General features: G+C 72.2%; 11 protein-coding genes and 1 riboswitch. Of the genes, 3 read left to right on the top strand and 8 right to left on the bottom strand.

Annotation, left to right across the window (positions count from 1 at the left end):
* Positions 1 to 129 precede the first annotated feature (129 nt).
* A complete protein-coding gene (locus tag RCR19_RS26945) occupies positions 130 to 1272 on the bottom strand; it encodes a glycosyltransferase family 4 protein (protein ID WP_331267475.1) in 1143 nt (380 codons plus the stop codon).
* A 145-nt stretch (positions 1273 to 1417) separates the two neighbouring features.
* On the opposite strand from RCR19_RS26945, the gene RCR19_RS26940 reads away from it, so the two are divergent.
* Positions 1418 to 2644 (top strand): glycosyltransferase family 87 protein, encoded by a 1227-nt coding sequence (locus RCR19_RS26940; protein WP_331267474.1) that lies wholly within the window; start codon positions 1418 to 1420, stop codon positions 2642 to 2644.
* A 91-nt stretch (positions 2645 to 2735) separates the two neighbouring features.
* Here the strand turns inward: RCR19_RS26940 and RCR19_RS26935 are convergent, their stop codons facing one another.
* From RCR19_RS26935 to RCR19_RS26915, 5 genes are all read right to left on the bottom strand, one after another.
* Positions 2736 to 3956, bottom strand: a complete 1221-nt coding sequence (locus tag RCR19_RS26935; RefSeq protein ID WP_331267473.1) for a hypothetical protein — start codon at positions 3954 to 3956, stop codon at positions 2736 to 2738.
* A 44-nt stretch (positions 3957 to 4000) separates the two neighbouring features.
* A complete protein-coding gene (locus tag RCR19_RS26930) occupies positions 4001 to 5014 on the bottom strand; it encodes an NlpC/P60 family protein (RefSeq protein ID WP_331267472.1) in 1014 nt (337 codons plus the stop codon).
* 213 nt (positions 5015 to 5227) lie between these two features.
* Positions 5228 to 6262, bottom strand: coding sequence for a C40 family peptidase (locus RCR19_RS26925; protein WP_115975165.1), 1035 nt, complete (start codon positions 6260 to 6262; stop codon positions 5228 to 5230).
* 329 nt (positions 6263 to 6591) lie between these two features.
* Complete coding sequence (locus RCR19_RS26920) at positions 6592 to 7941, bottom strand: NYN domain-containing protein (protein ID WP_331267471.1); 1350 nt, start codon at positions 7939 to 7941, stop codon at positions 6592 to 6594.
* Between the two features lie 34 nt (positions 7942 to 7975).
* The gene (locus tag RCR19_RS26915; RefSeq protein ID WP_220294388.1) at positions 7976 to 8215 is read right to left on the bottom strand and encodes a hypothetical protein; all 240 of its coding nucleotides are present in this window, start codon (positions 8213 to 8215) and stop codon (positions 7976 to 7978) included.
* A gap of 155 nt (positions 8216 to 8370) precedes the next feature.
* On the opposite strand from RCR19_RS26915, the gene RCR19_RS26910 reads away from it, so the two are divergent.
* Both RCR19_RS26910 and RCR19_RS26905 read left to right on the top strand, forming a co-directional pair.
* A complete protein-coding gene (locus RCR19_RS26910) occupies positions 8371 to 9102 on the top strand; it encodes a rhomboid family intramembrane serine protease (protein WP_331267470.1) in 732 nt (243 codons plus the stop codon).
* The gene (locus tag RCR19_RS26905; protein WP_059133819.1) at positions 9099 to 9380 is read left to right on the top strand and encodes an Lrp/AsnC ligand binding domain-containing protein; all 282 of its coding nucleotides are present in this window, start codon (positions 9099 to 9101) and stop codon (positions 9378 to 9380) included. The genes RCR19_RS26910 and RCR19_RS26905 overlap by 4 nt, the downstream gene beginning before the upstream one ends.
* Before the next feature lie 524 nt (positions 9381 to 9904).
* On the opposite strand, the gene RCR19_RS26900 is transcribed toward RCR19_RS26905, so the two are convergent.
* Together RCR19_RS26900 and trpD are read right to left on the bottom strand one after the other, a co-directional pair.
* Positions 9905 to 11275: an aminotransferase class V-fold PLP-dependent enzyme gene (locus RCR19_RS26900; RefSeq protein WP_331267469.1), complete on the bottom strand. Its 1371-nt coding sequence runs from the start codon at positions 11273 to 11275 to the stop codon at positions 9905 to 9907.
* A gap of 184 nt (positions 11276 to 11459) precedes the next feature.
* A riboswitch (SAM riboswitch) is annotated at positions 11460 to 11576 on the bottom strand.
* A gap of 190 nt (positions 11577 to 11766) precedes the next feature.
* On the bottom strand, positions 11767 to 12831 hold the full coding sequence (gene trpD, locus RCR19_RS26895) for an anthranilate phosphoribosyltransferase (protein ID WP_331267468.1): 1065 nt from the start codon (positions 12829 to 12831) through the stop codon (positions 11767 to 11769).
* Between the last annotated feature and the right edge of the window lie 22 nt (positions 12832 to 12853).

Below are 12853 nucleotides of genomic sequence, written 5' to 3'. Positions count from 1 at the left end.
TTGAACACGTCATCGCCGGGTTCCGCCGGCGTCGGCACGGCCCGGGAGCCGTCGGCCCCGTCGCCGCCGAGGTGTGTCACCAATGAACGCGGCGCCCACCCCGGACGACGGCCCCCGGTGGACCGGCTCTCAGAGCAGCGCCCGGAGCTTCTCCGCCAGCAGGTCCCAGCGCCACTTCTCCTCGACCCACTGCCGGCCCCGCTCCCCCATGCGCCGGCGCAGCTCGGAGTCGCCGAGCAGTGTGACGATCCGGTCCGCGGCCTCCTCGGCCGACCCGCCCCGCACCACCCAGCCGGTCTCGCCTTCGAGCACCGCGTCCGGGGCCCCGCCCGAGTCGCCGGCGACCACCGGCAGGCCCGTCGCGGAGGCCTCCAGGTACACGATGCCGAGGCCCTCCACGTCCAGGCCGCCCCGCCGGGTCCGGCACGGCATCGCGAACACGTCGCCCGCCCCGTAGTGGGCCGGGAGCTCCGGCCATGGAACGGCCCCCGTGAAGTGGACGGCGTCGGCGACCCCGGTGTCGTGGGCCAGCCGGCGCAGTTCCTTCTCGTAGGGCCCGCCCCCGACGACGAGCAGGACCGCGTCCGGCTCCTTGGCCAGGATGCGCGGCATCGCCGAGATCAGTGTGTCCTGGCCCTTGCGCGGGACCAGCCGGGAGACGCACACCACCACGGGGCGATCCGTGAGCCCGAGGCGGGCGCGGACCCGGTCGCCGCCCGAGTCCGGGCGGAAGGTCTTCTCGTCGACGCCCGGAGGCAGCTGCACCATGCTCGCGGCCGCCTGCGGCGTCAGTGCGGAGGCGATTCGGGAACGCGTGTACTCACCGAGGTAGGTGAGGGTGTCCGTGGACTCGCCGATCCGGCGCAGCAGGCTTCGGGCAGCGGGCAGCTGGGCCCATCCCGCCTCGTGGCCGTGCGTGGTCGCCACCAGCCGTTGCGCCCCGGCGCGCCGCAGTGCCGGCGCCATCAGACCCAGCGGGGCGGCCGCCCCGAACCACACCGACGTGCATCCGTGCTCCCGCAGCAGTCCGGCCGCGCGCCGGGTCACCGCCGGGGTGGGCAGCAGCATCGTGGTCCGGTCGCGTACGACGGCGAACTGCTGCTCGGCGTCGAAGGCGGCGGTCACCTCGGTGCCCTCGCGGCCACGCTTCCAGGTGGAGGCGTAGACGACCAGCCGCTCCGGATCCAGACGCAGCGCCATATTGTGCAGGAACGCCTGGATACCACCCGGACGGGGCGGAAAGTCGTTGGTCACGATGAGGGTCTTGTGCATCGTCGTCGACACTACCGAACGGGATGTGTCACCGTACTCACAGCTCCGCACGGCCGCGCTTCATCGCCGTCGCACTGTGCGGCGGGAGATCATGGTCCCGCACCACAGGCGACACGGAACGGGCAGGACAGGGGCTCAGGTGGACATGGCGGGCACACGGCGGTTCCCGGTCTGGCTGCTCACCGCTTGGGCCCTCAGCAGACTGGCCCTGCTGCTCTTCGTCTTCAAGGTGTTCGTCTTCCCCGGCCCGGACGTCACCAGCGACGTCTCGGTGATCTACCACGGCTGGTACGACACCCTGCGCACCGGCGCGTTCCCGCACGACGACGTGACCTGGCAATACCCGCCCGCCGCCGCGCTGGCCGTGCTCTCCCCCGCTCTGCTGCCCTTCCTGGACTACGAACAGGCCTTCTACGTCCTCGCCTTCCTCGCCGACCTGACGGTCCTGTGCCTACTGCTGTACGCGGGCCGACGGCCGCACAGGACGGTGCGCGGGGCCTGGGTCTGGGTGGTCGGCGTCGCCCTGCTCGGCCCGACCGTGTACGCCCGCTACGACCTGATGGTGACGGCGGTGGCGGTGGCCGCGCTGCTCGCGGGCGCCCGCAGGCCGCGGGTGATGGGGGCACTGGTGGCCGTGGGCGCCCTGCTGAAGGTGTGGCCGGCGCTGCTGCTGGCCGGTGCCGTCAGGCGCCGGGCCTGGGTGTCGGCCGCGGCGACGGCCGGCGCCCTCGCCCTGCCGGCCGCCCTGACGATGCCCGGCGCCTTCGGCTTCCTGACCTCCCAGCGTGACCGCGGCACGGAGGTGGAGTCCCTGGGCTCGCTGGTCTTCCATGTGGCGCGGCACTTCGGCTGGAAGGGCCAGGTGCTGCTCAACTACGGCTCGGTGGAATACCTCGGGCCCTACGTCGACTGGGTCAGCTCGGCCGCCCTCTTCCTTACCGTGGTCGCCTTCGGATGGCTGCTGCTGTGGCGTGTCAGCGTCCGCCGGATGCCGCCGCACGCGCTCGCGGACGCCGCCTTCGTGGCCGTGCTGCTGTTCACCGTCACCAGCCGGGTGATCAGCCCGCAGTACATGGTGTGGCTGGTCGGGCTCGCGGCCGTCTGCCTGTGCTCCCGCGCGAGCCGGATGGCGCTGCCCGGCGCCCTGGTGGTGGTCGCCTGCCTGGCCACCGTCCTGGAGTTCCCGGTCTGCTTCGCGAACGTCGTCGCCGGCGACGGACTGGGGATCACCCTGCTGTTCGTGCGGAACGGCCTGCTGGTGCTCGCCACGCTGACCGCCGCACGGACGCTGTGGCGCGGCACGGTCTCGCACCCGGCCCCGACCGTGCCGCCTCAGGCAACCCGCACCGAGGAGACACTGACGCCCTCCTGACCGTGCGGGACATGCCGCGGCGGGCCGGGCGGGGAAGCGCACGACCGCGCGGGGCGAACGTGCGGCCCGCCGGCTCCGACCGGACGGCCCCTCAGCCCAGTTGGGCTCTCAGATACGCCTGCCACTGACGTGTGAACGCCTCCGGCGTCGTCCCGAGCACCTTCCGCATCGCGCCCTCGACCGCCCCCGGCCGCTCGCGATGGTCGCCGACCATTCGGTAGAACTCGTTCAGACGGACCTCGCCCCAGCGGTCGGCGATCATCCGGCAGGCCATCCAGCCGCCCTCGTACGCCTGGGCCAGCTTCCCCGGGTCCCCCGAGAAGGCGAAGTCCGCGTCCTTCGGCAACGCGGCCGGGACACGGCCCAGCGTGATCGCGCGGTCGAGTTCGGAGGCCACCTGACCGGGTGGGCGGCCGGTGTCGCGATAGCCGACCCAGTCGGCGTAGCCCTCGGAGAGCCACAGGGGGGTGGCCGCCGTGGTGTGGGCCCGGGTGGCGACATGGGTGGTCTCATGGCTGAGAACGACCTGTTTGCCCAGGTCACCCAGGACGCCGTACGCCTCGGGGTTGACGATGATCCGGTCCGCGGGCGCCTTCCCGGCGCCCCCCGCCTCGCCGGTGGTGACCGCGGCGATCCCGCGGTAGCCGGACGCCGGGGCACCGAGCAGCCCGGCCATCCCCTCCAGCGTTCTCGGCACGAGGACCACCACGTGCCGAGGCCAGTCGGTGCCCCATGCGTCGGTGACGGCGGGCACCGCACGGTCGGCGAGATCCGCGTAGGCCCGCAGGACACTGAGCGGCTGCCCGACGCCGAGCACCAGACTGTGCGACCCGCGGACCGCCTCGACGGCGCCCTGCTCCCATAGCTGCTGGTTGGCCTTCCGGGCGGGCTCCTCGGAGCCGACGACCCAGCGGCCGTCGCTGCGGGTCAGCCGCAGCACACGGCTCGCGGTGACCGGCGCACGGTCGTAGCCCTTGATCCGGTAGCGCAGTTCGGCGTCGGCGGTGGCCCGGTCGCCGGTGCGGTGCAGCGCGGTCAGCCGGTAGGACCAGGCGGCCAGCGGTATGTCACGGAGGTTGTCGAACTCGGCCGGGCCGGCGGCGGGTCGGCCGTCGGCGGCACCGGACGCCGCCTCAGTCGCCAGGAACGCCGAGCGGTCCCCTTCCAGGATCGCCGCCGCCCGCCGGTCGAGCACCTGCTGCACTGCGGCGCTCTGGGCGTCCGTCCCGGAGCCGCCCGAGCAGCCGACGAGTCCGGCGAGGAGCACCACACACCCCGCCACGACCCCCGGCACACGTCTGCGACCAGCCACCTCACGATCGTACGCGCCGGTCGGACGGTGTATCGCCGCCTCGTTCAGGGTCGGATGACCGAGGAGATCGGCATCATCGCGACCGGGTCGTAGCGCACCGCGGCCCCGGGATGAGGCGCGTGGATGACCCTGCCGTTGCCGACGTACATCGCCACATGGCTGGCGTCCGCGCGGTAGACGACCAGGTCTCCGGGCCGGGCCTGGGAGAGCGGGACCCGGCGGCCGGCGTGGCGCTGCGCCTGCGAGGTGCGGGGCAGCCCGATTCCGGCATGGGCGTACGACCACTGCATGAGGCCCGAACAGTCGAAGCTGCGCGGCCCGCTGGCACCCCATACATACGGCCTGCCGAGCGCGGAGCGGACCGCGGCGACGGCGGCTGCGGCCCGGGGACCCGGTGGCACGGCGTCGGCGAGGTCGGGCATGCCGCCGCCGGAGCGGGACACCCGCTCGTAGGCCGCCCGCTCCGCCGGCGGCAGGGAGTTGAGCATGCGCTGCGCCGCGGCGAGCTTGCGCTCCACGTCCTTCTTGTGCCGGGCTACGGCCTTGCGGGTCTTCTCCAGCGCGACGAGCTCGTCCGCCACCACCGTGCGCTCCTCGGCCAGTTCCCGCAGGGCGCCGCGCAGTTCCCTCAGCTGCCCGGACTGGCGGGCGCCGATCCGGTCCAGTGCCGCCGCCTTCTCGAGGTAGTCGGCGGGGTTGTCGGAGAACAGCAGCTCCAGGGAGGAGGCGAGGCCGCCGGAGCGGTACTGGGCCCCTGCGAGGGTGCCGAGCGCGTCCCTCATGGCGTTGACGCGATCCTGCTGGCGGGCGATCCGGTCCTGGGCCCGGCCGACCTGCCGGCGCAGCGAACCGGCGTGCTCCCCGGCCGCGTTGTACGCCTCCGTGGCCTGTTCGGCCTCCAGGTAGAGCCGGTCCACGGTGGCCCGGTGATCGCGAGGCGCGGCGTGCGCCGGTACGGCACCGAGGGCCGCGGCAGCCGCGGCGGCGGACACGACGGCGGCTGTGGCGCCACGTCCCCGGCCGAGGCCGGATGGTGCAAGGCGGCGATGGGACCCCACGTCCGGTCGCACTCCCTTCCGCTGACGACCCCCGCCCCTCGGCGGGGGAAACGCGGCAGACAGTAGCCGGGCGATCACGCCTGGAACAAAGGGCGCGATGTGCACACACCATGCGAAACCCCGCCCTGACGCAGGTCATAGGCGGGGCACAGGGTCAGCGGGAGCCGCTGGAATTCCCTCGTTCGGGCGGGTGTGGACCGCCCGCGAAGGCGGTCAGATCCGGACGCCGAACTGGAACGGCATGTTGCCGATCGACTCGTAGCGAACCGAGGCACCGGTGTGCGGGGCGTGCAGCACCTGGCCGTTGCCCGCGTAGAGGCCGATGTGGTGCAGGTCGCCGTAGAAGAGGACCAGGTCGCCGACCCGGAGGTCGCTCTGGCTGTAGATACGGGTGCCGGCGTTGGCCTGCGCCTGGGAGGTCCGCGGTATGGAGACGCCGGCCTGGGCGTAGGCCCAGGAGGTCAGGCCGGAGCAGTCGAAGGAGGACGGACCGGAGGCGCCGTAGACATAGGGCGAGCCGATCACGCTCTGCGCGGCGGCGAAGGCCGCTCCGGCCCGGCCGGAGGCCGAGGCGGTGGAGCCGCTGAGGGCGTTGCGCATGCTGTCGCGGCTGGCCCGGGCCTGGTCGGCCTGGAGGGCCGCGCGCTCCTGCGCGGTGAGGCTGTTGAGCAGCTTCTGGGCGTCGGCGAGCTTGCCCTGGACTTCCTTCTTCTTCTTGCCGAGTTCGGTGCGGGTGGAGGCCAGGTCCTTGAGCTTGTCGGTGGCTTCCTGCCGCTCCTGGGCGAGCTCGCGCTGCTTCTCCTGGATCTTCTTCAGCGCCTCGACCTGCTGGCCGCTGAGCTGGTCCAGCGTCGACGCCTTGTCCAGGTAGTCGTCCGGGTCCGCGGACAGGAAGAGCTGGATGGACGGGTCGATGCTGCCGCTGCGGTACTGAGCGCTGGCCATCGTGCCGATGCCGTCGCGCAGCTGGTTGAGCTCGTCCTGACCCCGGGCGACCTTGTCCTGCAGGGTGGAGATGTCCTTCTCCAGCTTGTCCTGCTTCTCCTTGGCCCCGTCGTAGGCCTCGGTGGCCTTCTCCGCCTCTTCGTAGAGCTTGTCGACCTTGGACTTGACCTCGTCCTTGCTCGGCTTGGCGCTGGGGGCGGCGTTGGCGGCCTGGGCGCTGAGGACAACGGCTGCGGCCGCCGCGGTGGTGAGCACGGTCACACGTGCGCGGCTCGGCTGCTTGGGTCGACGGTGGGACGCCACGGAGGCGAGCTCCTTCTTCCTTCAGCCGCCTACCGACACGCCGGTGGGCGGGCCCCTCCGCCGCCAACCACCCCTTGTGAGTGATCGCCCGGACGGAGGTTCGAAGCCCGACCCTAGTGACCTCTCTGTGATCAGTTCAAATCCCGAGCGGGAAAATCTCGGTCACGCAATGCATTCTTTGCACGGAACTCACGTGCAGTGATTTGGCCTTGACACTACGTTGCGTGGGGATCCCCTCAATTCGGGCAAGCCGCACGGATGTTGCGCTTGGTGCGTTGGTTACCCATGGGATGTTCGGCGCAAGCGGCCAGGCTGCGCCCAATTGCCCGTTACGCCCTGGAAAGTCGCTTGAGCAACATGATCGACGCGACCGGGCGCGCTCCCGCCCTCGCGACCCCGTCGGCCACCTCTCGGTCGGTCGAGGCGACGATGACCGGTCGGCCCGGGGGTTCCGCGCGCACCAGCTGGCGGATCAACTCGTCGGCGGTCACGTCGGGTTTGGAGAACAGCACCCGCACCCCGCGCGGCGGCGCGAGCAGCACGGGGGCGGCCAGTTCCGCCCCGTCGAAGACGCACGTCACCTCGGCGCCGGTCTGCGCGGCCAGCTGGGAGAGCTGCCCGAGGAGCCTGAGCCGCTGCTTCTCCAGCGGCATCTGCGGATAGCCGGTCTTGGTGACGTTGTAGCCGTCGACGACCAGATGCGCCTGAGGCAGCGCGAGCAACTGGTCGAGGATCGCGGGATCGTTCTCGGACAGCGCACGGGCGGCGATGTCCTTCGGGGTCATTCGTCCCGGTTCGACCGCGTCCACCGTCTCGGCGGGCCGTACGGACACCGGCGGCAGCGCCAGTTCCCGCCGCAGCCCTTGGGCGGCGTCCAACACCGTGTCGAGCAGCAGCCGGACCCGCATGTCCTCGACACTGCGGCCCTCGCGCGCCGCTCTGCGGGCTGCCTCCAGGGCGGCCTCCGCCTCACCGAGCCGCGCCCTGAGCCGCCGGGCCTCGCTGTCGGCGGCGGACAACTGCGCCTGCCCCTCAGCGCGTACGGAGTCCATCTCGACCCGGATCTTGCGCAGGGCCGCCTCGCCGCGCTTGACGTCACTGAGGGCCGAGCGCAACTTGCGGTGAAGCGATTCGGCTTCCTTGCGCGAGGAGTCGACCTCCGCGCGCAGCCGCTCCGTCTCGGTGCGGGTCTGGGCCCGGGCGGCCGTCAACTCCGCCCGCAGCCGCTCCAGCTCGGCCCGGCTCTCCTCGTCCGCGCGCTCGGCGTCCGCCCGCTGGGCCTCCTCGCCGGCGGCGGTGACGAGCTTCACCCAGCCTGCCGGGCGCAGTACATAGGCCGCGGCCGCCACGTCGAGCGGGTCGGCGGCGGGCGGCGGCGAACCGGAGTCGAGGGCGCCGGCGAGTTCCGGTTGTGTCTCCCTGAGCTTCTCCCCGATGCGCTGGCGGAACACCGCATCGGTCTCCAGGGCCGACGCCATGGCGTTGCCGGCGAACTTCGCCCGGCGGTTCGGGGTGAACCGGGCATACTGTCGCAGCTGCACGGGCAGTTCGCCGAGGGTCAGACCGCCGAAGCTCTCCGACACGATCTGCACAACACGGCGGCGCACGCCGTCGGGCAGCGGCCGGTCGAGCACCTCAGCGGCGCCGTCGGCCGGCTCCCCGCCTATGGTCTCCACCATCCGTCACCCCACTGTCCGTGCGGGACCGCCTCCCTCAGGAGCCGGCGCCCGGCCTGTCCACGAGCTCCACCTGGTCCAGGGCGTTGCACCAGCGGCAACGCACCGATTCGATGGTCTCACTGACCACCTCGCGCTCCTCGACCTTCGGCTCCCCGGCGAGATCGAGGTGCACATACTCGACGACCTTCGACGAGCGGGTGACGTCGAACCGCGTGAGGTTTCCGCACAGGGTGCAGCGCCAGCGGGTCGTCTCGGTCGGGAGGGGAACCGTCATCGTGGCCGCTCTTCCTTCTTCCAGTCTCCGTGATGCGCCAGTTTCCCTGGAGCGTGTGGCTCGTAACCCTACGGCCTGGCGGGTACTCGCCGCCCGTCCGTCCCTGCGGCGAGGCACTCTGCATGGATCGGTCCGGTTGCGCCATGCTCTGTCCCATGATCAGCACCTGGAGGAGGGCGGCCGCCGGAGCGCTGCGGGCGCAGTCGGCGCCGGTGACGTACGGGCTGATCGTCCTGTGCTGTCTGATCTTCTTGATCGGGCCGGCCGCGGGACTGAATCCGGCCTACGGCACCGGGGACGGACTGCTGGCCGCCCAGCGATCCTATTTCGCCCGTTGGGGGGTGGTGCCCGTGGAACTGTTCAGCGGGGCACCACGCGCGGCGCTCACCCCCGCGACGGCGCTGTTCGTACACGGCAGCTGGGTGCATCTGCTGGGCAACATGCTGTTCCTCTATGTTTTCGGGGCGATGGCCGAGGAGCGGATGGGCCACCTGGAATTCGCCCTGTTCTACCTGGGCTGCGGATACCTGGCGCTGCTCGGGTACGCGGCGGCCAACGCCGAGTCGGCACAGACGCTGGTCGGGGCCTCCGGGGCCATCTCCGCGGTCCTCGGTGCCTTTCTGTTCCTGTTCCCCAAGGCCAGGGTGACCAGTCTCTTCCCGTTCCTGCTCTTCCTGCCGCTGCGTTTCCCGGCCTGGGTCGTGCTGCCCTTCTGGGCGAGCCTTCAGTGGATGGCGGCGGGCCGTGCCGAGCAGGGGCCGGGGGTCGCCTATCTGGCCCACCTGGTCGGCTTCACGCTGGGCTTCGGCTACGCATGGGTGCGCTACGGCCGTACGAGTAGGGTGAAACCCCCAGCCCAGGCCCCCGAGGGAGAACACCAGCCGTGATCACCGCGATCGTCCTCATCAAGACCAGCGTGGACCGGATCCCCGAGATCGCCGAGTCGATCGCCGCGCTGGACTGTGTCAGCGAGGTCTTCTCCGTCACCGGCACCTACGACCTGATCGCCATGGTCCGGGTGAAGGCCCACGACGACCTGGCGGACGTCATCCCCGGCCGGATCAGCAAGATCCAGGGCGTACTGGCCACCGACACGCATGTCGCCTTCCGCACGTACTCCCAGCACGACCTGGAGGCCGCGTTCGCGATCGGGCTCGACAACTAGACCGGTACGTCCGAAGCGGTGACGCCCTTGACGGCGGCCAAGTGGACACGGCCCCCGCCGACCCGCCCGTGACCCCGCCGTCCCCGCCCGGGGAACCGGATGCGAGGCGCCGGCCCGCTCCCGCCAGGCGGGGGAAATCGCCGGCAGGGGTCTTCCACGAGGCGGCGCCACACCTCCGCGGCGTCCACCGGGCCTCCCCCGCACTGCCGGACGACGTCCGAAGCCCGCCCGGTCACGGCAGGGGAGGTCTCCCTCCGGCCGGCGGCACCTCCGCGCACGGCGAGCAGCACCCCCGGCGGTCACCGCGCGCCACGGCCGGCGCCGGCAGAAGGCGCGGGTATCGGTGCCCGTCGACGGACACGGGGTCCGCCGGGTCCCGGCCGCACCACCGCGTCGCGCGGGGCGGGACCCGTCACGAACTCCTCGGCCGCTCACGGCCGTTCGCCCTCGGTGTGTGCGCCGCCCCGGCGCCGCCCACGGCCTGCGCGGCTCGCCCCTCCCCTGAGCGGGCGGGGCTCGGTGCATCACACCGTCGGCACGCAACGACCGCCCTCTGTACGGTAGTTCCACTTCGCACCCTCGCTGACGAGCTCCTTCACCGCGCGGACGAACCGCTCGACGTGCTCGTCGGGCGTGCCCGCGCCGAAGCTGACGCGGATCGCGTTGAGGGACTTCTCGCCGGGCGCGGCCTCGGGAGCGCCGCACTCGCCCTGGGTCTGCGGGTCGCTGCCCAGCAGGGTGCGCACCAGCGGGTGGGCGCAGAACAGGCCGTCGCGGACGCCGATGCCGTACTCCGCGGAGAGCGCGGCGGCGAAGTGGGAGCTGTTCCAGCCCTCGACGACGAAGGAGATGACACCGACGCGCGGCGAGTCGTCACCGAAGAGGGACAGCACCTTCACCTCGGGTACCTCGGCGAGCCCTTCCCCGACGGTGCGGATCAGGTGCCGCTCGCGGGCCACCAGCGTGTCGAAGCCGGCCTCGGTGAGGGCCTTGCAGGCGGAGGCGATGGCGTAGGCGCCGATGACGTTGGGCGAGCCCGCCTCGTGCCGCGCGGCGCTCTCGTGCCACTCGACGTCCACTCCCCCGTCGGTGCGCCGGGTGACCTTGCGGCTGGCACCGCCGCCCGCGAGATACGGCTCGGCATCGCGCAGCCAGTCGGCGCGGCCGGCCAGGACTCCCGCGCCGAAGGGCGCGTACAGCTTGTGCCCGGAGAAGGCGACCCAGTCGACGTCGAGGTCGCGGACCGACACCGGGTGGTGCGGGGCCAGCTGGGCGGCGTCCAGCACGATACGGGCACCGTGCGCATGCGCGGTCGCCGCGAGCTCGCGCACCGGCCACAGCTCACCGGTGACGTTGGACGCGCCGGTGACGCAGACCAGTGCCGGGCCCGAGGCCCGGGAGGGGTCGCGGTGCGCCAGGGCGCGCTCCAGGGTCTCGACGGCCTGCCGCGGAGTGCTCGGGGCGTCGAGGTAGGTCACCTGCGCGTCCCGCCACGGCAGCAGCGAGGCGTGGTGCTCGGTCTCGAAGACGAAGACCTCGCAGCCGGCCGGGACCACGGAGGCCAGGAGGTTCAGCGAATCGGTGGTGGACCGGGTGAAGACGACCTGGTCGTCCTCCCGGCAGTCGAGGAACTCCGCGACCGTCCCGCGGGCGTTCTCGAACAGGTCGGTGGAGAGCTGCGAGAGGTATCCGGCACCGCGGTGGACACTGCCGTAGTACGGGGCGTAGGCCGCCACGTCGTCCCAGACCCGCTGGAGCGCCGGGGCGCTGGCCGCGTAGTCGAGCGCGGCGTAGGTGACTTCGCCGCCGGTGACGAGCGGGACGGTCACATCCCGTCCGAGAACGGGCAGCGGGGAACAAACGGACCGGTCGGATGCGATGGTGGAGACGGACATGGGTGAACTCCCGTGAGGACAGGTGGATTCGCCGTGCCGGACGGTGCGCATGACGGCGCGTGAAGGGGTCGACGGCACACGAAGGGGTGAAAGGGGATGCGGAGGCGGGGCTCTGCGGCCCTAGCGCATTCGCTTGCTCACGGAAGGCTCCCTCGAACGACCAGGACCCCTGGTGACGCGAGGGGGTCCGCGCTTGCCGCAGACCTCGCTGCCTGCGGCCTGGTCCTCACCCGGGGCACCCCGCCACGGACGGAGGGTTGCCGGACAGCCGGCCGGGGCCGAATGGCTGTCGCTCATGACCTGCGCAGGACATTAGAGGGGTGATCGATCGGCTGCAACTTCTGTCCGGATACCGGGACGCACCGAGGGTCACGGGAGGCGCTCAGGAGGGGACGGTCCCCTACGGCGACCGGTGTGCACCACGGCAGGGCCCGGAGACGGCTCGGGCGGACCGCGGCAGAAGAGACCGCGGCCCGCCCGGAGCGGTGGTGCTAGGCGTGGCTCGCGGCCACCCAGCGGTCCAGGACGCTCTTGGCCGCTCCCGAGTCGATCGACTCCGCCGCCCTGTCCATGCCGGCCCGGATCCGGTCCACCAGGGGGCCCTCGGCCTGCTCCAGCGCCACGAGGGCCGCGGCGGAGTTCAGCAGCACGGCGTCACGCACCGGGCCCGTCTCACCGTCGAGCAGCCGCCGTGCGACCTCGGCGTTGTAGGAGGCGTCGGCGCCCCGCAGCGCCTCCACCGGCACCAGCTCGATACCGACGTCCCGCGGGTCGAAGGCCTCCTCGGTGACCTTGCCGTCGCGGACCACCCACACCCGGGACGTCGACGTCGTCGTCAGCTCGTCCAGCCCGTCGTCGCCCCGGAACACCAGGGAGGAGTTGCCGCGCTCCGCGAGGACCCCGGCGACGATGGGCGCCATCCGCGGGTCCGCGACCCCGACCGCCTGCGCCTTCACCTTCGCCGGGTTCGTCAGCGGGCCCAGGACGTTGAACGTCGTACGGATGCCCAGCTGTCCGCGTGCCGCGGCCACGTGCCGCAGCGCCGGGTGGAACTTGACCGCGAAGCAGAACGTGATCCCGGCCACCTCGGCCACCTCGGCCACCCGGTGCACCGGCAGCTCCAGATTGACGCCGAGCTTCTCCAGCACGTCCGAGGCACCGGACGCGGAGGACGCGGCCCGGTTGCCGTGCTTGACGACCTTGGCGCCGGCGCCGGCCACCACGATCGACGACATCGTGGAGATGTTCACGGTCTTCGCGCCGTCACCGCCCGTACCGACGATGTCGACCGTCGACCCCGGTACCTCGATGACGTTCGCGTGCTCGTACATCGCCCGGACGAGCCCGGTGATCTCCGCGACCGTCTCGCCCTTGGCCCGCAGTGCCACGGCGAAGCCGGCGATCTGGGCGTCGGTCGCCTCGCCCCGCATGATGCGGTCCATCGCCCAGGCCGTGTCGTCGGCGCTCTGGTCACGGCCCTCGAGCAGGCCGTTCAGTACCTGGGGCCAGGAACGGACCGCCGCGGTGTCGCCTCCGGCGGGGTTCACAGCGCTCATAAGCCGCTCCTGGGTGGTGGCC

Origin of the sequence: Streptomyces sp. WAC07094 (genome assembly GCF_036320405.1) — a bacterium.
GTDB classification, from domain to species: domain Bacteria; phylum Actinomycetota; class Actinomycetes; order Streptomycetales; family Streptomycetaceae; genus Streptomyces; species Streptomyces lannensis.
The sequence above is the reverse complement of the archived record's forward strand: the minus strand, read 5'-3'. Positions and strand labels throughout refer to the sequence as shown.

What these genes read in the sequence shown, in the direction of transcription:
- RCR19_RS26940 (WP_331267474.1), top strand. Translation starts at nt 1,418, where the DNA reads ATGGCGGGCACACGGCGGTTCCCGGTCTGGCTGCTCACCGCTTGGGCC.
- RCR19_RS26915 (WP_220294388.1), bottom strand. Translation starts at nt 8,215, where the DNA reads ATGACGGTTCCCCTCCCGACCGAGACGACCCGCTGGCGCTGCACCCTG.
- RCR19_RS26920 (WP_331267471.1), bottom strand. Translation starts at nt 7,941, where the DNA reads ATGGTGGAGACCATAGGCGGGGAGCCGGCCGACGGCGCCGCTGAGGTG.
- RCR19_RS26900 (WP_331267469.1), bottom strand. Translation starts at nt 11,275, where the DNA reads ATGTCCGTCTCCACCATCGCATCCGACCGGTCCGTTTGTTCCCCGCTG.
- RCR19_RS26945 (WP_331267475.1), bottom strand. Translation starts at nt 1,272, where the DNA reads ATGCACAAGACCCTCATCGTGACCAACGACTTTCCGCCCCGTCCGGGT.
- RCR19_RS26910 (WP_331267470.1), top strand. Translation starts at nt 8,371, where the DNA reads ATGATCAGCACCTGGAGGAGGGCGGCCGCCGGAGCGCTGCGGGCGCAG.
- trpD (WP_331267468.1), bottom strand. Translation starts at nt 12,831, where the DNA reads ATGAGCGCTGTGAACCCCGCCGGAGGCGACACCGCGGCGGTCCGTTCC.